This window comes from Thermus brockianus, from assembly GCF_001880325.1.
In the GTDB taxonomy this organism is placed as follows: Bacteria; Deinococcota; Deinococci; order Deinococcales; family Thermaceae; genus Thermus; species Thermus brockianus.
Window position 1 is genome coordinate 1,337,493 of record NZ_CP016312.1, and the last position, 21,438, is coordinate 1,358,930.

At 66.7% G+C, this 21,438-nt stretch carries 31 protein-coding genes; 29 read left to right on the forward strand and 2 right to left on the reverse strand.

Annotated elements, in window-relative coordinates; genetic code table 11:
• Window positions 1-55: 55 nt before the first annotated feature.
• Genes rpsH through rplQ form a run of 16 tightly spaced genes read left to right on the forward strand, consistent with a single transcriptional unit; the run spans window position 56 to window position 8,297 of the window.
• On the forward strand, window positions 56-472 hold the full coding sequence (rpsH, locus tag A0O31_RS07145) for a 30S ribosomal protein S8 (protein WP_039458124.1): 417 nt from the start codon (window positions 56-58) through the stop codon (window positions 470-472).
• Window positions 472-1,014: a 50S ribosomal protein L6 gene (rplF, locus tag A0O31_RS07150; RefSeq protein ID WP_071677259.1), complete on the forward strand. Its 543-nt coding sequence runs from the start codon at window positions 472-474 to the stop codon at window positions 1,012-1,014. Before rpsH ends, rplF begins: the two co-directional genes overlap by 1 nt.
• 8 nt (window positions 1,015-1,022) lie before the next feature.
• Window positions 1,023-1,361: a 50S ribosomal protein L18 gene (gene rplR, locus A0O31_RS07155; protein ID WP_071677260.1), complete on the forward strand. Its 339-nt coding sequence runs from the start codon at window positions 1,023-1,025 to the stop codon at window positions 1,359-1,361.
• 10 nt (window positions 1,362-1,371) lie between these two features.
• A complete protein-coding gene (gene rpsE / locus A0O31_RS07160) occupies window positions 1,372-1,845 on the forward strand; it encodes a 30S ribosomal protein S5 (protein WP_071677261.1) in 474 nt (157 codons plus the stop codon).
• On the forward strand, window positions 1,845-2,027 hold the full coding sequence (gene rpmD / locus A0O31_RS07165; RefSeq protein ID WP_071677262.1) for a 50S ribosomal protein L30: 183 nt from the start codon (window positions 1,845-1,847) through the stop codon (window positions 2,025-2,027). Before rpsE ends, rpmD begins: the two co-directional genes overlap by 1 nt.
• Window positions 2,024-2,476, forward strand: coding sequence for a 50S ribosomal protein L15 (rplO, locus tag A0O31_RS07170; protein WP_071677263.1), 453 nt, complete (start codon window positions 2,024-2,026; stop codon window positions 2,474-2,476). Before rpmD ends, rplO begins: the two co-directional genes overlap by 4 nt.
• A gap of 1 nt (window position 2,477) precedes the next feature.
• Window positions 2,478-3,794, forward strand: coding sequence for a preprotein translocase subunit SecY (gene secY, locus A0O31_RS07175; RefSeq protein ID WP_071677264.1), 1,317 nt, complete (start codon window positions 2,478-2,480; stop codon window positions 3,792-3,794).
• A gap of 8 nt (window positions 3,795-3,802) precedes the next feature.
• Window positions 3,803-4,357, forward strand: a complete 555-nt coding sequence (locus A0O31_RS07180) for an adenylate kinase (protein WP_071677265.1) — start codon at window positions 3,803-3,805, stop codon at window positions 4,355-4,357.
• Window positions 4,357-5,124, forward strand: coding sequence for a type I methionyl aminopeptidase (gene map, locus A0O31_RS07185; protein WP_071677266.1), 768 nt, complete (start codon window positions 4,357-4,359; stop codon window positions 5,122-5,124). Before A0O31_RS07180 ends, map begins: the two co-directional genes overlap by 1 nt.
• 7 nt (window positions 5,125-5,131) lie before the next feature.
• Window positions 5,132-5,350 (forward strand): translation initiation factor IF-1, encoded by a 219-nt coding sequence (gene infA / locus A0O31_RS07190; RefSeq protein ID WP_016328575.1) that lies wholly within the window; start codon window positions 5,132-5,134, stop codon window positions 5,348-5,350.
• Between the two features lie 8 nt (window positions 5,351-5,358).
• Window positions 5,359-5,472: a 50S ribosomal protein L36 gene (rpmJ, locus tag A0O31_RS07195; protein WP_003043944.1), complete on the forward strand. Its 114-nt coding sequence runs from the start codon at window positions 5,359-5,361 to the stop codon at window positions 5,470-5,472.
• A 13-nt stretch (window positions 5,473-5,485) separates the two neighbouring features.
• Window positions 5,486-5,866, forward strand: a complete 381-nt coding sequence (gene rpsM, locus A0O31_RS07200; protein WP_039458154.1) for a 30S ribosomal protein S13 — start codon at window positions 5,486-5,488, stop codon at window positions 5,864-5,866.
• A 46-nt stretch (window positions 5,867-5,912) separates the two neighbouring features.
• Window positions 5,913-6,302: a 30S ribosomal protein S11 gene (rpsK, locus tag A0O31_RS07205; RefSeq protein ID WP_039458156.1), complete on the forward strand. Its 390-nt coding sequence runs from the start codon at window positions 5,913-5,915 to the stop codon at window positions 6,300-6,302.
• Window positions 6,303-6,315: 13 nt separating this feature from the next.
• Window positions 6,316-6,945: a 30S ribosomal protein S4 gene (gene rpsD / locus A0O31_RS07210; RefSeq protein ID WP_071677267.1), complete on the forward strand. Its 630-nt coding sequence runs from the start codon at window positions 6,316-6,318 to the stop codon at window positions 6,943-6,945.
• A 52-nt stretch (window positions 6,946-6,997) separates the two neighbouring features.
• On the forward strand, window positions 6,998-7,936 hold the full coding sequence (locus A0O31_RS07215; RefSeq protein ID WP_071677268.1) for a DNA-directed RNA polymerase subunit alpha: 939 nt from the start codon (window positions 6,998-7,000) through the stop codon (window positions 7,934-7,936).
• A gap of 4 nt (window positions 7,937-7,940) precedes the next feature.
• Window positions 7,941-8,297, forward strand: a complete 357-nt coding sequence (rplQ, locus tag A0O31_RS07220; protein WP_071677269.1) for a 50S ribosomal protein L17 — start codon at window positions 7,941-7,943, stop codon at window positions 8,295-8,297.
• 33 nt (window positions 8,298-8,330) lie between these two features.
• Here the strand turns inward: rplQ and A0O31_RS07225 are convergent, their stop codons facing one another.
• Window positions 8,331-8,807 carry a DNA cytosine methyltransferase gene (locus A0O31_RS07225; protein WP_071677270.1) on the reverse strand — a complete coding sequence of 159 codons (477 nt, stop codon included), beginning with the start codon at window positions 8,805-8,807 and terminating at the stop codon, window positions 8,331-8,333.
• A gap of 41 nt (window positions 8,808-8,848) precedes the next feature.
• Between A0O31_RS07225 and A0O31_RS07230 the strand changes: the two genes are divergently transcribed.
• Both A0O31_RS07230 and A0O31_RS07235 read left to right on the forward strand, forming a co-directional pair.
• Window positions 8,849-9,682, forward strand: a complete 834-nt coding sequence (locus tag A0O31_RS07230; protein WP_071677271.1) for a DMT family transporter — start codon at window positions 8,849-8,851, stop codon at window positions 9,680-9,682.
• 10 nt (window positions 9,683-9,692) lie between these two features.
• Window positions 9,693-11,447, forward strand: coding sequence for a glycoside hydrolase family 13 protein (locus A0O31_RS07235; RefSeq protein WP_071677272.1), 1,755 nt, complete (start codon window positions 9,693-9,695; stop codon window positions 11,445-11,447).
• On the opposite strand, the gene A0O31_RS07240 is transcribed toward A0O31_RS07235, so the two are convergent.
• Window positions 11,423-11,935 carry an HNH endonuclease gene (locus A0O31_RS07240; protein ID WP_071677944.1) on the reverse strand — a complete coding sequence of 171 codons (513 nt, stop codon included), beginning with the start codon at window positions 11,933-11,935 and terminating at the stop codon, window positions 11,423-11,425. The genes A0O31_RS07235 and A0O31_RS07240 overlap by 25 nt on opposite strands.
• A gap of 104 nt (window positions 11,936-12,039) precedes the next feature.
• Here A0O31_RS07240 and A0O31_RS07245 point away from each other — a divergent pair, with 104 nt between their 5' ends.
• The 11 genes from A0O31_RS07245 to A0O31_RS07295 all read left to right on the forward strand — a co-directional run bounded on the left by A0O31_RS07245 (window position 12,040) and on the right by A0O31_RS07295 (window position 21,383).
• Window positions 12,040-13,389, forward strand: a complete 1,350-nt coding sequence (locus tag A0O31_RS07245; RefSeq protein ID WP_071677273.1) for a tetratricopeptide repeat protein — start codon at window positions 12,040-12,042, stop codon at window positions 13,387-13,389.
• Between the two features lies 1 nt (window position 13,390).
• Entirely contained in the window at window positions 13,391-14,161 is a 771-nt protein-coding gene (locus tag A0O31_RS07250) for an SPOR domain-containing protein (protein WP_071677274.1), read from the forward strand.
• Window positions 14,158-14,793 (forward strand): redox-sensing transcriptional repressor Rex, encoded by a 636-nt coding sequence (locus tag A0O31_RS07255; RefSeq protein WP_071677275.1) that lies wholly within the window; start codon window positions 14,158-14,160, stop codon window positions 14,791-14,793. Before A0O31_RS07250 ends, A0O31_RS07255 begins: the two co-directional genes overlap by 4 nt.
• Before the next feature lie 62 nt (window positions 14,794-14,855).
• On the forward strand, window positions 14,856-15,077 hold the full coding sequence (locus A0O31_RS07260; RefSeq protein WP_237258979.1) for a hypothetical protein: 222 nt from the start codon (window positions 14,856-14,858) through the stop codon (window positions 15,075-15,077).
• 46 nt (window positions 15,078-15,123) lie between these two features.
• The gene (locus A0O31_RS07265) at window positions 15,124-16,071 is read left to right on the forward strand and encodes a polyprenyl synthetase family protein (RefSeq protein ID WP_071677276.1); all 948 of its coding nucleotides are present in this window, start codon (window positions 15,124-15,126) and stop codon (window positions 16,069-16,071) included.
• Window positions 16,072-16,120: 49 nt separating this feature from the next.
• Window positions 16,121-17,380, forward strand: a complete 1,260-nt coding sequence (locus A0O31_RS07270; RefSeq protein WP_071677277.1) for a Glu/Leu/Phe/Val family dehydrogenase — start codon at window positions 16,121-16,123, stop codon at window positions 17,378-17,380.
• Window positions 17,381-17,391: 11 nt separating this feature from the next.
• Window positions 17,392-18,666 carry a Glu/Leu/Phe/Val family dehydrogenase gene (locus A0O31_RS07275; RefSeq protein ID WP_071677278.1) on the forward strand — a complete coding sequence of 425 codons (1,275 nt, stop codon included), beginning with the start codon at window positions 17,392-17,394 and terminating at the stop codon, window positions 18,664-18,666.
• A gap of 18 nt (window positions 18,667-18,684) precedes the next feature.
• A complete protein-coding gene (locus A0O31_RS07280; RefSeq protein ID WP_071677279.1) occupies window positions 18,685-19,212 on the forward strand; it encodes a GNAT family N-acetyltransferase in 528 nt (175 codons plus the stop codon).
• Window positions 19,187-20,077, forward strand: coding sequence for a 2-hydroxyacid dehydrogenase (locus tag A0O31_RS07285; RefSeq protein WP_071677280.1), 891 nt, complete (start codon window positions 19,187-19,189; stop codon window positions 20,075-20,077). Before A0O31_RS07280 ends, A0O31_RS07285 begins: the two co-directional genes overlap by 26 nt.
• Window positions 20,077-20,298 carry a hypothetical protein gene (locus tag A0O31_RS07290; RefSeq protein ID WP_071677281.1) on the forward strand — a complete coding sequence of 74 codons (222 nt, stop codon included), beginning with the start codon at window positions 20,077-20,079 and terminating at the stop codon, window positions 20,296-20,298. Before A0O31_RS07285 ends, A0O31_RS07290 begins: the two co-directional genes overlap by 1 nt.
• A gap of 62 nt (window positions 20,299-20,360) precedes the next feature.
• Complete coding sequence (locus A0O31_RS07295) at window positions 20,361-21,383, forward strand: 1,9-bis(guanidino)-5-aza-nonane synthase (RefSeq protein WP_071677282.1); 1,023 nt, start codon at window positions 20,361-20,363, stop codon at window positions 21,381-21,383.
• Window positions 21,384-21,438: the final 55 nt, after the last annotated feature.

A 21,438-nucleotide genomic window follows, 5' to 3' on the forward strand; every position in this document is an offset into this window, starting at 1 on the left:
GGGGGGGTTCCCTCGAGACCGCATGGCTTGGGAGTGAGGTAAAAGGAGAGAGGAAATGCTGACGGACCCCATTGCCGACATGCTGACCCGGATACGCAACGCCACCCGGGTCTACAAGGAGAGCACCGAGGTGCCCGCCTCCCGCTTTAAGGAGGAAATCCTCAAGATCTTGGCGCGGGAGGGTTTCATCAAGGGGTACGAGCGGGTGGAGGTGGACGGCAAGCCCGTGTTGCGCATCCACCTGAAGTACGGTCCCAGGCGTCCCGGGCTTGACCCCCGTCCCGAACAGGTCATCAAGCACATCCGGCGCATCAGCCGCCCGGGGCGGCGGGTCTACGTGGGGGTGAAGGAGATCCCCCGGGTGCGCCGGGGTCTGGGGATTGCCATCCTGTCCACGCCCAAAGGGGTGCTCACCGACCGGGAGGCCCGCAAGCTGGGCGTGGGCGGCGAGCTCATCTGCGAGGTGTGGTGATGTCTAGGATTGGCCGGCTTCCCATTCCCCTGCCCAAGGGGGTCAGCGTGGAGGTGGCCCCGGGCCTGGTCAAGGTCAAGGGCCCCAAGGGCGAGCTTTCCGTGGCCATCTCCCCCGAGATGCGGGTGGTGGTGGAGGAGGGTGTGGTCCGGGTGGAGCGCCCTTCGGACGAGCGCCGCCACAGGAGCCTTCACGGCCTCACCCGCACCCTCATCGCCAATGCGGTGAAGGGGGTGTCCGAGGGGTACGCCAAGGAGCTCCTCATCAAGGGCATCGGTTACCGGGCACGGCTTGTGGGCCGGGCCGTGGAGCTTTCCGTGGGCTACAGCCACCCCGTGGTGGTGGAGCCCCCGGAGGGGATCACCCTCGAGGTGCCCGAGCCAACCAAGATCCGGGTGGTGGGCATTGACAAGCAGCGGGTGGGCCAGGTGGCCGCCGACATCCGGGCCATCAAGAAGCCCAGCGCCTACCACGAAAAGGGCATCTACTACGCGGGCGAGCCCGTCCGCCTTAAGCCCGGCAAGGCCGGGGCCAAGAAGTAGGGGGGATTATGGCACGGCTTACCGCATACGAGCGCCGCAAATTCCGGGTGCGCAACCGCATCAAGCGCACGGGCCGGCTACGCCTTTCCGTCTTCCGCAGCCTCAACCACATCTACGCCCAGATCATTGACGACGAGAAAGGGGAAACCCTGGTGGCCGAATCCAGCCTGGCCCTGAAGCTCAAGGGCAACAAGACCGAGGTGGCCCGGCAGGTGGGGCGCGCCTTGGCGGAAAAGGCTTTGGCCAAGGGCATCAAGCAGGTGGCCTTTGACCGGGGCCCCTACAAGTACCATGGCCGGGTGAAGGCCCTGGCCGAGGGGGCCCGGGAGGGCGGTTTGGAGTTCTAGAGGAGGGACCATGCCCGAGACCGACTTTGAGGAGAAGATGATCCTGGTGCGGCGCACCGCCAAGACCTACCAGGGCGGCCGCCGCTTCCGCTTCGGCGCCTTGGTGGTGGTGGGTGACCGGCAGGGCCGGGTGGGCCTGGGCCTGGGCAAGGCCAAGGAGGTGCCCTTGGCGGTGCAAAAGGCCGGGTACTACGCCCGCCGCAACATGGTGGAGGTGCCCATTCAAAACGGCACCATTCCCCACGAGATTGAGGTGGAGTACGGGGCTTCCAAGATCCTCTTGAAGCCCGCTGCTCCCGGGACCGGGGTAATCGCTGGGGCGGTGCCCCGGGCCATTCTGGAACTTGCGGGCATCACCGACATCCTCACCAAGGAGCTCGGGAGCCGCAACCCCATCAACATTGCCTACGCCACCATGGAAGCCCTCCGGCAACTCCAGACCCGGGAGGACGTGAAGCGTCTCCGGAAGGGCGGGGAGGAGTGATGGGCAAGCTCAAGGTTAAGCTGGTGAAAAGCCCCATCGGCTACCCCAAGGACCAGAAGGCCGCCCTGAAGGCCTTGGGGCTCACCAAGTTGCAGAAGGAGAAGGTGCTGGAGGACATCCCGGCCATCCGGGGCAACGTGGCCAAGGTGGCCCACCTTCTCCGGGTGGAGGTGCTGGAATGAAGCTCACCGACCTAAAGCCCAATCCTGGGGCCAACAAGAAGCGCAAGCGGGTAGGGCGGGGGCCGGGCTCCGGCCACGGCAAGACCGCTACCCGGGGCCACAAGGGCCAGAAGTCCCGCTCGGGCGGCCTCAAGGACCCCCGCCGCTTTGAGGGCGGCCGCTCCACCACCCTGATGCGCCTGCCCAAGCGGGGCATGCAGGGCCAGGTGCCGGGCGAGATCAAGCGCCCCAAGTACCAGGGGGTGAACCTCAAGGACCTGGCCCGCTTTGAAGGGGAGGTTACCCCTGAACTCCTGGTGCAGGCGGGCCTCTTGAAGAAGGGCTACCGGCTCAAGGTGCTAGGGGAGGGGGAGGCCAAGCCCCTCAAGGTAGTGGCCCACGCCTTCTCCAAAAGCGCCCTGGAAAAGCTGAGGGCCGCAGGCGGGGAAGCGGTCCTCTTGGAGGCCTAAGATGCTGAAGGCCTTCCGGAGCGCCCTCCAGATTCCCGAGCTTCGCCAGCGCATTCTCTTCACCCTCCTCGTCCTGGCCGCCTACCGCTTGGGGGCCTTCATCCCTACCCCGGGGGTGGACCTGGACAAGATCCAGGAGTTTTTGCGCACCACCCAAGGAGGGGTTTTCGGGATCATCAACCTCTTCTCGGGCGGCAACTTTGAGCGTTTCTCCATCTTCGCCCTGGGCATCATGCCCTACATCACCGCCGCCATCATCATGCAGCTTCTCGTCAACGTGGTGCCGGCGCTGGAGAAGCTTTCCAAGGAGGGGGAGGAGGGCCGCCGCATCATCAACCAGTACACCCGCATCGGCGGCATCGCTCTGGGGGCCTTCCAGGGCTTCTTCTTGGCCACGGCCTTTTTGGGGGCGGAGGGGGGTAGGTTCCTCCTTCCCGGCTGGTCCCCGGGCCCCTTCTTCTGGCTGGTGGTGGTGGTCACCCAGGTGGCGGGCATCGCCCTCCTCCTCTGGATGGCGGAGCGCATCACGGAGTACGGCATCGGGAACGGCACCAGCATGATCATCTTTGCCGGCATCGTGGTGGAATGGTTGCCCCAGCTGGTGCGCACCGCCGGGCTGATCCGCACGGGGGAGGTGAACCTGGTGGCCTTCCTCTTCTTCCTGGCCTTCATCGTCCTGGCCTTCGCTGGGATGGTGGCGGTGCAGCAGGCGGAGCGCCGCATCCCCGTGCAGTACGCCCGTAAGGTGGTGGGGCGCAGGGTTTACGGGGGCCAGGCCACCTACATCCCTATCAAGCTGAACGCCGCTGGGGTGATCCCCATCGTCTTCGCCGCCGCCATCCTACAAATCCCCATCTTCCTCGCCGCGCCCTTCCAGGATAACCCCGTACTCCAGGCCATCGCCAACTTCTTTAACCCCACCCACCTTTCCGGGCTTCTCCTCGAGGTGGTCCTCATCGTCCTCTTCACCTACGTGTACACCGCCGTGCAGTTTGACCCCAAGCGCATCGCCGAAAGCCTCAGGGAGTACGGGGGGTTCATCCCCGGCATCCGCCCCGGGGAGCCCACGGTGAAGTTCCTGGAGCACATCGTCTCCCGCCTCACCCTCTGGGGGGCGCTTTTCTTGGGCCTCGTGGCGGCCTTGCCCCAGATCATCCAGAACCTCACCGGGGTGAAGAGCATCGCCTTTTCGGGGATCGGCCTCTTGATCGTGGTGGGGGTAGCCCTGGATACCCTTAGGCAGATTGAAAGCCAGCTGATGCTCAGGAACTACGAGGGGTTCTTGTCCAAGGGCCGGATCCGCGGCCGCACGCGCTAGGAGGGAGAATGGGGGAAGCGGTGATCTTCTTGGGGCCGCCGGGGGCGGGGAAGGGCACCCAGGCGGCGAGGCTTGCAGCGGAGCTGGGCTTTAAGAAGCTTTCCACGGGGGACATCCTGCGGGACCACGTGGCCCGGGGCACCCCCTTGGGCCAGCAGGTGAAGCCCATCATGGACCGGGGGGACCTGGTGCCCGATGACCTCATCCTGGCCCTGATCCGCGAGGAGCTTGCCGACCGGGTGATCCTGGACGGCTTTCCCCGCACCTTGCCCCAGGCGGAGGCCCTGGGCCGCCTCCTGGAGGAGACGGGGACCCGGCTCCTTGGGGTGGTGCTGGTGGAGGTGCCCGAGGCGGAGCTGGTCCGGCGCATGCTCAAGCGGGCCGAGCTGGAGGGCCGCTCCGACGACAACGAGGAGACCATAAGGCGCCGCCTCGAGGTCTACCGGGAGAAGACCGAGCCCCTCATCCACTACTATGAGAAGACGGGTGCCCTGAAGCGGGTGGACGGCCTGGGCACGCCCGATGAGGTCTACGCCCGCATCCGGGCCGCCTTGGGAATCTGATGGCCATTAAGCTCAAAAGCCCCTGGGAGATTGAGCGCATGCGGGAGGCGGGCGCCCTCCTCACCGAGGTGGTGGAGGAGGTGGCCCGCCACGTGGAGCCGGGGATCACCACCAAGGAGCTGGACCGGATTGCCCACGAGGCTATCCTTAAGCGCAAGGCCAAGCCGGCCTTCCTGGGGCTCTACGGCTTCCCCGCCACGCTTTGCACCTCGGTGAACGAGGTGGTGGTCCACGGCATCCCCTCGGAGGAACCCCTGAAGGAGGGGGATATCCTTTCCGTGGACGTGGGCCTCATCTACGGGGGCTTCGCCGCCGACATGGCCCGCACCTTCCCCGTGGGCAGGGTTTCCCCGGAGGCGGAAAGGCTCATCCAGGACACAGAGGCCGCCTTCTGGGAGGGGATGAAGTACCTCAAGCCGGGCTTCCGCATCGGGGACGTGGCCCACGCCGTGCAGACCTTCTTGGAAAGCCGCGGCTACGGGGTGGTGCGGGAGTTCGTGGGGCACGGGGTGGGCCGGGAGATCCACGAGGACCCCCAGCTTCCCAACTTTGGCAAGCCGGGCACGGGGCCCAAGATCCGCCCCGGCATGACCTTGGCCCTAGAGCCCATGGTCACCTTGCGCCCGGCACGTGTGGTAATATTGGAAGATGGCTGGACGGCGAGCGCCGGTCAAGGCAACCTCGCCGCCCACTACGAGAACACCGTCTTGGTGACGGAGGAGGGCCCGGAGCTCCTCACCGGGGTACCCCTGGTGCGGGCGCGGTAGGAGGGGTATGGCGAAGGAGAAGGACACCATTCGGGCGGAAGGCGTGATCACCGAGGCTTTGCCCAACGCCACCTTTCGGGTGAAGCTGGACTCGGGACCGGAGATCCTGGCCTATATCTCCGGCAAGATGCGCATGCACTATATCCGCATCCTGCCGGGGGACCGGGTGGTGGTGGAGATTACCCCCTACGACCCCACGCGGGGCCGCATCGTCTACAGAAAGTAGGAGGCGCGATGAAGGTACGGGCATCGGTCAAGAGGATGTGCGAAAAGTGCAAGGTGGTGCGCCGGCACGGGCGGGTATACGTGATTTGCGAAAACCCCAAGCACAAGCAGCGGCAGGGTTAGGTAAGGAGGCAACGTGGCGAGGATTGCAGGCGTAGAGATTCCCAGGAACAAGCGGGTGGACGTGGCCCTCACCTACATCTACGGCATCGGGCCGGCCCGGGCCAAGGAGGCGTTGGAGAAGACGGGCATCAACCCGGCCACCCGGGTCAAGGACCTCACCGAGGCCGAGGTGGTGCGCCTCCGCGAGTACGTGGAGAACACCTGGAAGCTGGAAGGCGAGCTCCGGGCGGAGGTGGCCGCCAACATCAAGCGGCTCATGGACATCGGGTGCTACCGGGGGCTTCGGCACCGTAGGGGCCTTCCCGTGCGCGGCCAACGTACCCGTACCAACGCCCGCACCCGTAAAGGTCCCCGCAAGACCGTGGCGGGCAAGAAGAAGGCTCCGAGGAAGTAGCCTAAGGCGCTTCTAGGGCCAGAGGATACTCCGATAGAGGGAGAGTATGGCCAAGAAAACCACCAAGAAGAAGGTCAAACGGCAGGTGGCCAGTGGGAAGGCGTACATCCACGCCTCCTACAACAACACCATCGTCACCATCACCGACCCGGACGGCAACCCCATCACCTGGTCCTCGGGCGGGGTCATCGGCTACAAGGGGAGCCGCAAAGGCACCCCGTACGCGGCCCAGCTTGCGGCCATGGACGCCGCCAAGAAGGCCATGGCTTACGGCATGCAGAGCGTGGACGTGATCGTGCGGGGTACGGGGGCGGGCCGGGAGCAGGCCATCCGCGCCCTGCAGGCCTCTGGCCTTCAGGTGAAGTCCATCGTGGACGACACCCCCGTGCCCCACAACGGCTGCCGGCCCAAGAAGAAGTTCCGTAAAGCCTCGTAGGGAGTGAGAGAAGATGGGTCGTTACATTGGACCAGTTTGCCGTCTTTGCCGCCGGGAAGGAGTCAAGCTGTACCTCAAGGGGGAGCGGTGCTACAGCCCCAAGTGCGCCATGGAGCGCCGGCCCTACCCCCCGGGCCAGCACGGGCAGAAGCGGGCCCGCCGCCCTTCCGACTACGCGGTGCGCCTTAGGGAGAAGCAGAAGCTCCGCCGCATCTACGGGATCTCCGAGACCCAGTTCCGCAACCTCTTTGAGGAGGCGAGCCGCAAGAAGGGGGTGACGGGTACGGTCTTCCTGGGGCTCCTGGAGTCCCGGCTGGACAACGTGGTCTACCGTCTGGGCTTTGCCGCAAGCCGCCGCCAGGCCCGGCAGATGGTGCGCCACGGCCACATCACCGTGAACGGGCGCCGGGTGGACCTCCCTGCCTACCGGGTGAAGCCGGGGGACGAGATCGCCATCGCCGAGGGGAGCAAGAACCTGGCCTTCATCCGGGAGAACCTCGAGGCCATGAAGGGCCGCAAGGTGGGGCCCTGGCTCTCCCTGGACGTGGAGAACATGAAGGGCAAGTTCCTCAGGCTCCCCGACCGGGAGGACCTGGCCCTGCCCGTGAACGAGCAGCTGGTGATTGAGTTCTACTCCAGGTGAGAAACCGGGGCCTGTCCTGTACAGGCCCCCATTGCCCCTTTAGAGGAGGCCTATGTTAGAGAGCAAGCTGAAAGCCCCGGTCTTCACGGTGCGCACCCAGGGGCGGGAGTACGGGGAGTTCGTCCTGGAGCCCCTGGAGCGGGGGTTTGGCGTCACCTTGGGCAACCCCTTGCGGCGCATCCTCCTTTCCTCCATTCCCGGGACCGCGGTCACCAGCGTCTACATTGAGGACGTCCTGCACGAGTTCTCCACCATCCCCGGGGTTAAGGAGGACGTGGTGGAGATTGTCCTGAATCTGAAGGAGCTGGTGGTCCGCTTCCTGGACCCCAAGATGCAGACCACCACCCTCGTCCTTAGGGCCGAGGGCCCCAAGGTGGTCACCGCCCGGGACTTCACCCCCTCCAGCGACGTGGAGATCCTGAACCCCGACCTTCCCATCGCCACCCTCGAGGCGGGCGGGAAGCTCTACATGGAGGTCCGGGTGGACCGCGGGGTGGGGTATGTTCCCGCCGAGCGCCACGGCATCAAGGACCGCATCAACGCCATTCCCGTGGACGCTATCTTTTCCCCCGTGCGCCGCGTGGCCTTCCAGGTGGAGGACACCCGCTTGGGCCAGCGCACGGATTTGGACAAGCTCACCCTGCGCATCTGGACCGACGGCTCCGTGACCCCCTTGGAGGCCTTGAACCAGGCGGTGGAGATCCTCAAAGAGCACCTCTCCTACTTCACCAACCCCCAGGCCACCGCCTTGCCCACCCCCGAGCCTGCCCCGGAGCGGGTGGAGAGGGAGGAGGACCTGGACCTGCCCCTAGAGGAGCTTGGGCTTTCCACCCGGGTTTTGCACAGCCTCAAGGAGGAGGGGATTGAGTCCGTGCGGGCCCTTTTGGCCCTCAACCTCAAGGACCTTCGCAATATCCCCGGCATTGGGGAGAGGAGCCTGGAGGAGATCCGCGAGGCCCTGGCCAAGCGGGGCTTCGCCTTGAAGGAGTGAGACCATGCGCCACCTGAAGTCTGGAAGGAAGCTAAACCGCCACTCTTCCCACCGCCTGGCCCTTTACCGCAACCAGGCGAAAAGCCTCCTGACCCATGGCCGCATCACCACCACCCTGCCCAAGGCCAAGGAGATTACCGGCTTCGTGGACCACCTGATCCACCTGGCCAAGCGGGGGGACCTGCACGCCCGTAGGCTCGTGCTTCGGGATCTGCAGGACGTGAAGCTGGTGCGTAAGCTCTTTGACGAGATCGCCCCCAAGTACCAAAACCGCCCCGGGGGGTATACCCGGGTTCTGAAGCTGGCGGAGCGCCGCCGGGGGGACGGGGCGCCCTTGGCCCTGGTGGAGCTGGTGGAGTAAGGGGAAGGAGCCCATGGGGGGCGGCCGCGCCCCCTAAGCTTTCTCTTCCCCCTTGGCGGAGAGAAGCCGCAAAAGCTGATCCTCTAGCTCCCCTATGTAAGCAGCCAGGGTGTTCCCGTGCTTCTCCAGGGTTTCGGCGATGCGGGCCTCGAGGGCCCGTATTTCCTCCCTTTCCGCCTCCGCCAGGCGGGCGAACTCCGCCTCGAGGTAGCGCCGAAGCTCGGTGTAGCGGCTCTGCTCGGCGTCTTCGGCGAGCTTCTTGTAGTGGAGGAGCTCCCGGGCATAGCGGCGCACCTCCAAAAGCGCAGCGGTTTCCAGGCCGATGGTGAAGAGGAGGTAGAGAAGGGAGACTACCCCCAACGCCACCACCAAGACGAGGCCCAAGGGGGCTTCCACCCGGGTGAGGCCTAAGGACAAGGGGACGGTCCGGGTGATCTCCCCCCAGTTGAGCCAGGCGAAGAGGGCGAGGAGGAGGAGGAAAAGGAGGGCGAAGAGGGTACGTGCGCTCATAAGACCTCCATAAAGCACCTGGGGGATTATACTCCCTTGCCATGGGCTACCTCTTTTTGCTCCTCGCCGCTTTCTTGTGGGGCCTCATCGGCCCGGTGAGCCGCCTGGCCTTCCAGGAGGGGCTTCCCCCTTTGCTGGTGGCCTTCTACCGCGCCGTCATCGCCTGGGCCTTCTTCGCCCTCCACGCCAGGCTTCTGGGGCAGGTAGGGGTGGCGAGGCGGGACCTTCCTATTCTGCTCCTTTTTGGCCTGGTGGGCGTTTCCCTCTTCTATGGGTCCTACCAGCTTGCGGTGGGGTATGGGGGGGCGGCCCTGGCCTCCGTCCTCCTCTACACCGCCCCCGCCTGGGTAGCCCTGCTCTCCGTCTGGGTGCTCAGGGAGCCCCTGGACCGGACCGGGGGCTTCGCCGTGGCCCTCACCCTCCTCGGGGTGGGGCTCATGGGCCTGGGTGGGGGGAGCGAGGTGCGGGCAGGGCCTTTAGCCCTTTTCTTCGGCCTCCTTTCCGGCTTCACCTACGCCCTTTACTACATCTTCGGCAAGCTCTACCTACCCCGCTACGCCACCCCCACCCTTTTCCTGTACGCCCTGCCCGTGGGGGCCTTGGGGCTTCTGCCCTTCGTGGACTTCGTCTCCCTAAGCCCCAAGGCCCTTCTCGCCCTCCTCTTTTTGGGAAGCTTTTCCACCTATGGGGCTTACCTGGCCTACTACGCTGGGCTCAAGCGCCTCCCCGCCACCCGGGCCAGCGTGGTGGCCACCCTCGAGCCCGTGGTGGCGAACCTTTTCGCCTTTCTCCTTTTTGGTGAGGTCCTTTCCCCATTGGGCTACCTGGGGGCGCTTTTGGTCCTTGGGGCGGTCCTCCTCACGGTGCGGCGGTAAACTCTTCGCCATGAAGCGTTTCCAAGCCTTGGCGCTCCTCCTGGGCCTGGCCCTGGCCCAGGCCCACGATCCCCAAGACCCCGCCCAGTTTTCCCGCCTGCCCGAGGGGTATTCCGTCCGCTTCCAAGCCCCGGCGGAGGAGGTGCGGGAGGCATGGGTGCTCCAGGGGGAGCGGACCTTCCCCATGGCGCGCCAACTGGTGTATGGGGGTAAGGAGGTCTGGCGGGGGCTCGTCCCGGAGGCCACACCCTATGCCCTCCGGGTGCGGGGGAAGGCGGGGGAGAAGGTCTTGGGCCCCTTCCGCCCGCCCCAGCGCCCCTTCGCCGCCCTGGCCTGGGTGGGGGAGCGGGGAGGCTACCAGGTGTTTCCCGACCGCTTCCAAAATGGCGACCCCAACAACAATGCCCTGGCCCTAGAGGACGACGAGTACCGCTACAACCAGGTCTGGTCCCAAAGGGGTGGGCCCTTGCCCCACCTTTCCGCCTGGCAGGACCCACCAAGCCCCCTGCACTGCTGCCACCAGTACTACGGGGGGGACCTAAAGGGCCTTTGGGAGCGGCTCCCCTACCTGGCGGACCTGGGGGTGGGGCTTCTTTACCTCAACCCCCTTTTCCGCTCGGGGAGCGCCCACGGGTACGACACCCACGACTACTTCCAGGTGGCCCCCCGCCTGGGGGACGAGGCCTGGCTGCGCCAGGTTTTGGACCGGGCCCACGCCCTGGGGATCCGGGTCCTCTTTGACTTCGTGCCCAACCACACGGGGTTAGGGTTCTTCGCCTTTCAGGACGTGGTGAAGCGGTGCCCCGCCTCCCCTTACTGGAACTGGTACTTCGTGCGCCGCTACCCCTTTGCCCCGGGGGACGCCTCCGCCTACGAGGCCTGGTGGGGTGTGGGGAGCCTCCCCAAGCTGAACACCGGCAATCCCCAGGTCCGGGCCTACCTCCTTGGGGTGGCGGAGCACTGGGTGCGCTTTGGCTTTGACGGGGTGCGGGTGGACGTACCCGAGGACCTCCTCGAGGCCAAGGGCTTTTTCCGGGACCTGAAAGGCCGCCTGCGGGCCATCAACCCTGAGGCCTACCTGGTGGGGGAGATCTGGCGCCGAGCGCCGGACTGGGTAGGGGCGGAGGCCTTTGACAGCCTGATGAACTACGCCATCGGCCGGGACATCGTCCTGCGCTATGCGCAAGGCCTTCACCCGGCCCTTTTCGGCGGGCCTAGGGCGCTTAGCCTCCTGGCGGAAACCTACGCCCTTTACCCGGAGGCGACCGCCGCCATGGGCTTTAACCTCATCAGCTCCCACGACACCTCCCGCCTCCTTTCCGACCTGGGAGGGAATGCCGCCAAGGCCCGCCTAGCCTGGGCCCTCCTCTTCGCCTTGCCCGGGGTGCCGGTGGTGTGGCAGGGGGAGGAGTGCGGGCTTTTGGGGGAGAAGGAGCCTTTGGACCTCCAGCGCCACCCCATCCCCTGGGGCTCGTGCGATGCGGGCTTTCGCGCCTACCTCCAAGGGCTTTACCGCCTCAAGGCGCAAGAGCCCGCCCTAAGGGGAAGCTTGTTCGCCACCTATCTGGCGGAAGGAGGCCTCCTTTCCTTCTTCCGGGGGGAGGGGGAGGAAAGGGTGCTTCTCGCCTTCAACAACCAGGCCGCTTCCGCCTCCTTGCCCTTGCCCCAGGGGACCTGGCGCGACCTCCTCACGGGGGAAACCTTCCAGGGACAGGCGGAGGTGCCGGGGTTAGGGGCCCGCTACCTCAAGAAGGCCTCCAGGTAGGGCTGCCAGTCCTCGGGGATCTCGCGCATCTCGGCCAAAAAAAGGGGCGCCTTGGGCGCCCGGGGGGGTTTCAGGAGGCGCATGCCCGCCTCCTCCGGGGTGCGGTCCCCTTTCTTGAGGTTGCAGCTCCGGCAGGCGGCCACCAGGTTTTCCCAGGTGCGTTGCCCCCCCCGGCTTTTGGGCACCACGTGGTCCACGGTGAGGTCGCTCCCCTGGCGGCCGCAGTACTGGCAGGTGTAGCGGTCCCGCCTGAGGATGTTGCGGCGGTTTAGCGGGGTGCGGCCATGGCCCCGGCGCACCATGCGCTTCAGGCGGATCACGCTGGGTACGGGGATGCGGGTGGAGGGGGTGTGGAGGTAGCGCCCGCTTTCCGAAACCATCTCCGCTCCCCCGGAGAGGACGAGGAGCACGCTCCGCTTGATGCTGGCCAGGCCCAAGACCTCGTAGGCGGCGTTGAGCACCAGGACCTTGGGGGCATCCAGGTCCAAGGGCCTCGAGGTGGGGGCGTCCACGCCCTAAGGATAGCAAAGCCTTGCGCCCCTTTGCTTGGGCGTGTGCTATGCTAAGGGCAAAGACGGGTTTGGAGGCCCCTATGAAGAGACACATTCCCAAAGTCCTGTCCCTCCTCCTGGGGTTGGGCCTGGCGTGGGCAGGGCCTTCCTTGGAGGAGGCGGAGAGCCTTTTGAAAGCGGGGGATTACGCCCGGGCGGTTTTGGCCTACGAGGAGATCCTGGCCCAGGACTATGGCCGCCTCGAGGCCCACCTGGGCTTAGGCGTGGCCCTCGCCAAGGCGGGGCGGCTGGAGGAGGCCCGCTTCGCCTTTTCCCAGATGACCCAGGTTTTCCCCGACCGCTACGAAGGGCACTTCAACCTGGGCCAGGTCTACCTGCGCCTGGGCAAGCCCAAGGAGGCGGCGGAGGCCTTTTCCAAGGCGGTGGAGCTCAACCCCACGGAGGAGGCGTATCTGGGCCTCGCCGGAGCCCTGAGCCAGGCGGGACAGGCCAGGGAGGCGGCGGAGGCCCTCAGGCGGGGCCTCACCCCCGAGCGCTCGTCCGCTTACCGCCTGGCCCTGGCCCAGGCCCTCTACGCCGCCGGGGCCAGGGCGGAGGCGGTGCCCGTGCTCTATGGGCTCGTGAACCGGGAGCCTGGCCTGGCTGAAGCCTGGGACCTCCTCGCCCGCATCCTGGCGGAGGAAGGGCTTAAGGAAAGGGCCCTAAGGGAGCTGGACCGGGCCCTTAAGGCGGTTTCGGGCAAGGATCGGGCCAAACTCCTCCTGCGCCAAGCCCTTCTTTCCCCAAACCCCGAGCCCCTTTTGCGGGAAGCCTACGCGTTGGACCCTGGCCTCTGGCAGGCGGCGTACCTTCTTGGGCAAAGGCGCCTGGAGGCGGGGGATGCCCGGGGGGCTTTGGGCTTTCTCCAGGCGGCCTACCGGGTAAGCCCCGAGCCCGAGGTGGCCCTGGCCCTGGCTGCGGCCCACCTGCGTTTGGGGAATGCGCAGAACGCCTACCGCTACGCCGAGGAAGCGGGCCCTCCCGGGGCTTTCCTCAAGGCCCAGGCGGCGGTGGCCTTGGGGCGGAAGGCGGAGGCCTTAGGGCTTTTGGAGGGGCTGGCCTCCCCAGAGGCCCAGACCCTTAGGGGGGCGCTCCTTTTGGAGGCGGGCCGGGCCGAGGAGGCGGTGGCCCTCCTCCGGCCCCTTTACGAGGCCTCGCGCAACCCGGAGGTGGGGGTGAACCTGGCGGCGGGGCTCATCGCCTTGGGCCGCCTGGGGGAGGCGGAGCTCCTCCTTAGGGAGGTGCTCCAACGCGCCCCCAGGCAGGCTGCCGCCTGGTACAACCTGGGCCTTGCCCTGAAGGGCCTGGGGCGGGAGGGCGAGGCGGAGAGGGCCTTGCGCCAGGCGGCAAGCCTTGGGTCGAAGGAGGCCCAGGCCCTTCTGCGGAGGTAGGATGCGCTGGCTTAGGGAAAACTGGCTAGACCTTTTCATCTTTCTCCTCATCGCCCTGGTGGCGGCGGGGATTGTCCTTTACCTTACGGGCATTAACCCCTTTGCCCGCCCCGCTTCCCCAGGGGTGGCCGCACCTCCCGCCCCGGCGCCTGCGGTGGCGCCTACCCCCGCCCCGCCTTCTTCCCCCCCGCCTTCCTCTGCCTCTCCTGAGCCCGTGGTCACCGTGATCCCCCTCCCCAAGGCGCCCGAGGCTCCGGCAGAGGAAAGAGCTACCGAAGAGAGACTGAGCGGGGAAGAAAGGGCTAGGGCGGCTTCGCCGGCGCCTAGCCCCACGGGGGTTTACCGGGTGGTGGTGGGGGCCTTTGCCAACCCGGAGAACGCCCTAAGGCTCAAGCGGGAGCTGGAGGCCAGGGGGTACCCGGCCCGCCTCGAGGCCGCGGGGAGCCTTACCCGGGTGGTGGTGGGGCCCTACGCCACGGAGGGAGAGGCTTCCCGGGTGGCCCAGGCCTTGGCCGCCTACGGGGCGCGGGTCTACCGGGGCCAGGGGGCGCTTCCCCCCGCTGAAGGCCAGGTTTACCTCCAGGTGGGGGCCTTCCAAAAGGAGGAAAACGCCTTGGCCCTGGCGGGCAAGCTTAAGGAGATGGGGCTACCGGTGGTCCTGGTGAAGGACGGGATGTACCGGGTGCGGGTGGGCCCGGTGGCGGAAGGGGAGAAGGAGGCCTTGAAGGCGAAGGTGGAGGCCTTGGGCCTGATGGCCTTGGAGGTGCGATGAAGGTTCCGAGCGCCGCCATAATCCGCTTGGTCACGTACCTGCGCATCCTGGAGGAGCTGGAGGCCAAGGGGGTTCACCGCACGAGCTCGGAGCAACTGGCCGAACTCGCCCAGGTGACGGCCTTCCAGGTGCGCAAGGACCTCTCCTATTTCGGCTCCTACGGCACCCGGGGCGTGGGGTATACGGTTCCGGTGCTCAAGCGGGAACTGCGGCACATCCTGGGCTTGAACCGCCGCTGGGGGCTTTGCATCGTGGGCATGGGCCGCTTGGGAAGCGCTCTCGCCGACTATCCGGGCTTCGGGGAGAGCTTTGAGCTTAGGGGCTTTTTTGACGTGGACCCCGAGAAGGTGGGGCGGCCTGTGGGCAAGGGGGTGGTGGAGCACATAGACCGGCTCCCCGAGCGGGTGCCTGGGCGCATAGAGATCGCCCTCCTCACCGTGCCCCGGGAGGCGGCCCAGGAGGCGGCCGACCGCCTGGTGGCGGCCGGCATCAAGGGCATCCTCAACTTTGCCCCCGCTGTCCTCGAGGTGCCCAAGGAGGTGGCGGTGGAGAACGTGGACTTCCTAGCGGGGCTTTCCCGGCTGACCTTCTCTATACTAAACCCTAAGTGGCGAGAGGAGATGATGGGGTGACCACCTACACCTAGCGTTACGATATCTTTCTCTACGCGCCGCCGGGCTCCGGGGTAGGGAGCGTGATCCTCCTGGACGCCTCGGATAACCCCTTGGATGCCCCCTTCCTCATCCCCCAGGCTTGCCTGCCCTCCAGCGCGGATCCTTGCGGTCCTTATGTGCGCACCTACCAGAAAAAGGCTTCCACTCCCCTTCTGCCGGTGCAAGCGGTAAAGTACCGCACGGTTTCCGCCAACGGGCAGTCCAAGGTGGTGCCCTTGCCGGCCCCGATAGAGCTCTACTGAAGGGGTAGTACGGAGGGGTTGGGCGGTTGGGGCTATACTGGGGGGCGTGACGGTCCACGAGGCCCTCGAGGCCCCTCTCCTGCGCTTTGAGGAAGCCCTGTCCGAGCTGGTTCGGTCCGAAGTCCTCTTCATCCGCCTCATCCACCAGGACCTGGTGACCGCTGGGGGCAAGCGCATCCGCCCCCGGCTCGTCTTTTTGGCCTCGGGGGCCTTGGGCGGGGCGCCTTATGACCTGGAGCTCGCCCTGGCCGTGGAGCTCCTCCACTCCGCCACCCTCCTCCACGACGACCTCATTGACGACGCCGAGACCCGCCGGGGCAAGGAGGCCGCCTTCCGCAAGTACGGCAACGCCGTCTCCGTGCTTTCCGGGGACTTCCTCCTTTCAAGGCTCCTCTTCGTCATCGCCAAAACGGGGCGCATGGAGCTGGTGGAGCGCTTCGCCGAGGTGGCCAAGACGTTGTCCGAAGGGGAGGTGCTCCAGTTCCAGGTGGCGGCCCTGGAGGACTACTCCCTGGAGAACTACGAGCGGATCATCACCGCCAAGACCGCCGTCCTCATGGCCCTTTGCACCGAGGGGCCGGCCCTTTTGAAGGGCGAGGCGGAGGAGGTGCGGGAGGCCCTCCGCCGCTTCGGCCTCCTCTATGGCCAGGCTTTCCAGATGCGGGACGACTACCTGGACCTCATGGGTACCCCGGAGACATTGGGTAAGCCCGTGGGGGGGGACGTGCGGGAGGGGAAGGCCACCCTCATCACCCTTCTCCTCATGGAGCGCTTCCCTGAGGTGCGGGAGATCTTAAGGCGCAAGGGGCGCGAAGCGGGGGACCTGGAGCGGCTCAGGGCCTTGGCCCAAGAGAGCGGGGTGGCCAAGGAAGTGGAAGAAAGGATTCGCCAGCGGGCCGAGGCGGCGGCCAGGGCCCTCCTTCCCTTGCCGGATAGCCCCTACAAGGAGGCCCTGAAAGCCCTGGCCCTCAAGGAGGCCAAGCGGCTTTCCTAAGGGGCATTTAGTCCTAAAGGGGCGGGGTATAATCCCCCCAGGTGATGCTATGAGCCTGCCCGCATACCGCCCTCCCGAGGACCCCGGCCTCTGGGAGGCTTTTTTGGAGCGGCTAGAAAAGACCTTAAAGGTGGCGGCCATCCACCCCACCACGGTGGAGTACCTGGCCCACCCCAAGCGGCTCGTCACGGTTTCCCTGCCTGTGGTAATGGATGACGGCAAGGTGCGGGTGTTCCAGGGCTACCGGGTGGTGCACGACATCGCCCGGGGGCCCGCCAAAGGAGGGGTGCGCCTCCACCCCAAGGTGACCCTGGGCCAGACCGCCGGCCTGGCCGCCTGGATGACCCTGAAGGCGGCGGTCTACGACCTGCCCTTTGGCGGGGCGGCGGGAGGGGTGGCGGTGGACCCCAAGCTCCTCTCCCCGAGGGAGCTTGAGCGCCTGGTGCGCCGCTACACCGCCGAGCTCGTCACCCTCATCGGCCCGGACATGGACATCCTGGGGCCCGACGTGGGCACCGACCAACAGGTGATGGCCTGGATCATGGACACCTACTCCATGACCGTGGGCTCCACCGTGCCCGGGGTGGTGACGGGGAAACCCCACGCCTTGGGGGGCACCGAGGGGCGGGACGACGCCGCCGGGCTTGGGGTGGCCCTGGTCTTGGCGGAGCTCGCCAAGAGGCGGGGCTTACCCCTAAAGGGGGCCAAGGTGGCGGTCCAGGGCTTCGGCCAGGTGGGGGGGAGCTTCGCCCTCCACGCCGAGCGTTTGGGCCTGAGGGTGGTGGCGGTTTCCACGAGCCGGGGGGCCCTTTACCGGGAGGAGGGGCTTCCCGTGGCCGAGCTCCTGGCTCACCACGAGGCCACGGGGGAGCTCCCCGAGTACAACCTTGACCCCAAGGAGCTCCTGGCCCTTCCCGTGGACTACCTGGTCCTGGCCGCTTTGGAAGGGGCCTTGGACGGGGAAGGGGCCAAGGGGGTAAGGGCCCAGGTGGTCCTGGAAGCGGCCAACTTTGGCCTTACTCCGGAGGCTGAGGCCTACCTCCTGGGCAAGGGGGTTTTGGTGGTGCCCGACCTCCTCACCGGGGGCGGGGGGCTTTTGGCCAGCTACCTGGAGTGGGTGCAGGACCTGAACATGTTCTTCTGGACGGCGGAGGAAGTGCAGGCGAGCTTTGCCAAGAGCGTGGCCAAGGCCGTGGGCGAGGTGTGCGCCAAGGCCGAGGCCTTGGGCGCGGATTTGCGCACGGGGGCCATGGCCCTCGCCCTGGAGCGGGTGAACGAGGCCACGCGGCTTCGCGGCGTGTATCCCTAAAGAGGCGGCGTATGAAGAGCGAACCCCTTTCCTACCTAGGCAAAGACGGCGGTCCTTGGGAGATTTTTACCGAGCAGGTGGACCGGGTGGTCCCCTACCTGGGGCGCTACGCCCCCTTGGCGGAAAGCCTCAAGCGGCCCAAGCGGGTCCTGATCGTGGACGTGCCCATCCACCTGGACGACGGCACCGTGGCCCACTTTGAGGGTTACCGCGTTCACCACAACACCGCCCGCGGTCCCGCCAAGGGCGGGGTGCGCTACCACCCCGAGGTTACCCTCTCCGAGGTCATGGCCTTGGCGGCCTGGATGACCATCAAGAACGCCGCCGTGGGCCTGCCCTACGGCGGGGGCAAAGGGGGTATCCGGGTGGACCCCAAGAAGCTTTCCCCCCACGAGTTAGAGCGCCTTACCCGCCGCTACACCTCGGAAATCGGCATCCTCCTGGGCCCGGACCGGGACATCCCGGCCCCCGACGTGAACACCGGGGAGCGGGAGATGGCCTGGATGATGGACACCTTCTCCATGAACGTGGGCCGCACCGTGCCCGGGGTGGTGACGGGGAAGCCCATCGCCCTAGGGGGCTCCTTGGGGCGGCGGGACGCCACGGGCCGGGGGGTTTTCGTCACCGCGGCGGCGGCGGCGGAAAAGATTGGGCTTGCCATTGAAGGGAGCCGGGTTACGTTGCAGGGCTTTGGCAACGTGGGGAACGCCGCCGCCCGCATCTTCCATGACCACGGGGCCCGGATCATCGCCGTGCAGGACCACACGGGGACCATCTACAACGAGGCGGGGATTGACCCTTACGACCTCCTCCGCCACGTGGGGGAGTACGGGGGGGTGCGGGGCTACCCCAAGGCGGAGCCCCTGCCCAACCCGGAGTTCTGGGCGGTGCCCACGGACTTCCTCATCCCCGCCGCCTTGGAGAAGCAGATCACCGAGCACAACGCCTGGCGCATCCAGGCCAAGATCGTCGCCGAGGGGGCCAACGGCCCCACCACCCCCGCCGCGGACGACATCCTGCAGGAAAAGGGCGTCCTGGTGGTGCCGGACGTGATCGCCAACGCCGGGGGGGTCACGGTGAGCTACTTTGAGTGGGTGCAGGACTTCAACTCCTACTTCTGGACGGAGGAGGAGATTAACCAAAGGCTGGAAAGGGTCCTACGGAGCGCCTTTGAGGCGGTGTGGCAGGTGAGCCAGGAGAAGCGGATCCCCTTGCGCACCGCCGCCTACGTGGTGGCCGCCACGAGGGTCCTCGAGGCCCGGGCCCTACGGGGGCTTTACCCCTAATGCGCTAGGCTATCCCTTGTGGACTGGCCCCGCTATGGCCGCGTGACCCTGAAGCCCTTTGGCGCGGGGCTCACCGAGGCAGAGTGGAAGGGCCTCTACGAGACCTTCCGCGACCCCGAGGTGGCGGAGTGGAACGGCTCTAGCCCCTTGCGCACCCCCTTTTGGCTCTTCAAGCGCTTTGTCCAGGCGGAGATGCGGCGGAAGGACCGCCTGGCCTTCGCCATCCTGGACGAGAAGGGGGAGTACCTGGGTACCCTGGAGCTTTACGACCTCACCCCGGAAGAGGCCACCTTGGGCATCCTCATCGGCAAAAAGGAGCGCTGGGGCCAAGGCTACGGCACGGAGGCGGTGCGGGCGGCCTTGGCCTACGCCTTTGACGTCCTGGGCCTTAGGCGGGTGAAGCTCCGCACCTATGCCCACAACCTCCGGGCCCGGCGGGCTTTTCAGAAGGCGGGCTTCCGCGAGGTGGGCTTAGGTCCCGGGCCCCAAGGCAAGGAGGACGTGTACATGGAGGTGCGCCGTGAGGATTTTGGCCCCGAGGCTTAGGGAAGAGGTCTTCGCCCTCCTGCCCGAGGGGGTGGAGGTGCGCTTTCTGGACGAGGCTTGGCCGGAGGCGGCGGACTTCTTTATCCCCCCCTTTGGCCAGGAGGCCTTGGTGCGGAAGGTGTTGGCGGAGGTGGAGGTCAAGGTGGTCCAGACCCTTTCCGCCGGGGTGGACTGGGTCCTCCCCATGGTCCCCGAAGGCGTGGTGCTCTGCGACGGCTCGGGCATCCACGACGTCCCCGTGGCGGAGTGGGTGGCGATGGCCCTCCTCGCCCTCCTCAAGGACCTGCCGGGCTTCCTGGAGGCGCAGAGGGAAGGGCGCTGGGCCCCCAAGCGGCTTCAGGACCTGGAGGGCAAGGCCATCCTCCTCCTGGGCTACGGGGCCATTGGCCGGGCGGTGGCGGAAAGGCTTAGGCCCTTTGGGGTGGAACTCCTCCCCGTGGCCCGCCACGCCCGCCCTGGGGTCTACACTCCCCAGGACCTCCCGCATCTTCTGCCCCAGGCGGATGCCGTGGTGGTTCTGCTTCCCCTTACCCCCGAAACCCGGGGGCTGGTGGACCGGGATTTTCTTTCCTGGATGAAGCCGGGAGCCCTTTTGGTGAATGCTGGCCGGGGGCCAGTGGTGGACACAGAAGCCCTCCTCGAGGCGCTACGGGAGGGAAAGGTTCGGGCGGCCTTGGATGTCACTGACCCTGAGCCTCTGCCTTCCGACCATCCTCTTTGGCAGGCTCCTGGAGTCCTCATCACCCCGCATGTGGCTGGGCTTTCCCAGGGTTTCCACCGCCGGGCGGCCCGGTTTTTGGCGGAGCAGGTGGGGCGATACCTCCGGGGTGAGCCCCTTAGGAACGTGGTTTTGGAGGGATACTGATGAAGTTGGTCCTTCACGGGGACCTTAGGCGGTTTGGAGAAGTCCTCGAGGTGGAGGCCAAGACGCCCAAGGAAGCCCTGGAGAAGCTGGGCATTCCCCTGGAGGAGGCCTGGCTTCTGGCGGTGGGTGGAAGGATGGTGGAGCCCCACGAGGAAGTGGAGGGCCCCCTCGAGGTCTACCCCCCCATCGCCGGGGGTGGTATACTGGAAGTCCTGCCCTAAAGGCAGGGGGCGCGAACAAGGGGGGAGCCGCCCGACGCCCACCCCGCGTAGAAAGGAGAAGGATGGAGAAGAAAGAACTCCTCTCTACGCCCGTGGTTCCCATAGACATCAAGGCCTTTGACGCTGGGCCCATCCTCGAGGCCATGGGCAAGACTGCCTTCCAGGCCCGGAACCTCTACCGGGCGGCGGAGATCTACCTCAGGATGCTGGAGGACGACGCCGGCGTCATCCTCACCCTGGCGGGGAGCCTGGTTTCCGCGGGCCAGGGCCTCATCATCCACGACCTCATCCGGAAGGGCCTGGTGGACGTTATCGTGGCCACCGGGGCCAACATTGTGGACCAGGACTTCTTTGAGGCCTTGGGCCACCGCCACTACCAGGGAGACCCCAAGGCTGACGATGAAGCCCTTAGGCAGCTTTGGATCGACCGCATCTACGACACCTACATCGACGAGGAGGAGCTCCGCCACACGGACTACACCATCGCCGAGATCGCCGATTCCCTGGAGCCTAGGCCCTACTCCAGCCGGGAGTTCATCTGGCACATGGGCCGCTACCTGGCGGAAAGGGGCCTGGGGGAGAAGAGCATCGTCCGGGCTGCTTACGAGGAGGGGGTGCCCATCTTCGTGCCTGCCTTCTCCGACTCCTCCGCAGGCTTCGGCCTGGTCTACCACCAGGTGAAAAACCCCAAGGCCCACGTGACCATTGACTCCGTGGCGGATTTCCGCGAGCTCACGGAGATCAAGCTCAAGGCGGGGACCACGGGGCTCGTGATGCTCGGGGGCGGGGTGCCCAAGAACTTCGCCCAGGACATCGTGGTGGCGGCGGAGGTCTTGGGCCACCCGGTGGAGATGCACAAGTACGCCATCCAGATCACCGTGGCCGATGAGCGGGATGGGGGGCTTTCCGGCTCCACCCTTTCCGAGGCGCAAAGCTGGGGCAAGGTGGACGCCGCCCTTTCCCAGATGGTCTTCGCCGAGGCCACCCTGGCCTTCCCCCTCCTCGCCTCCTACGTCTACCACCGGGCCCCCATGCGGGCCAAGCGGCGCTACGCCGACCTCTTCCGGCGGGAAGTGCCCGCTTAGGCCTTGGGCGCCCCCAGGGGGGTGGCTTTACCACCCCCCTGCCTTTTTGGTACAC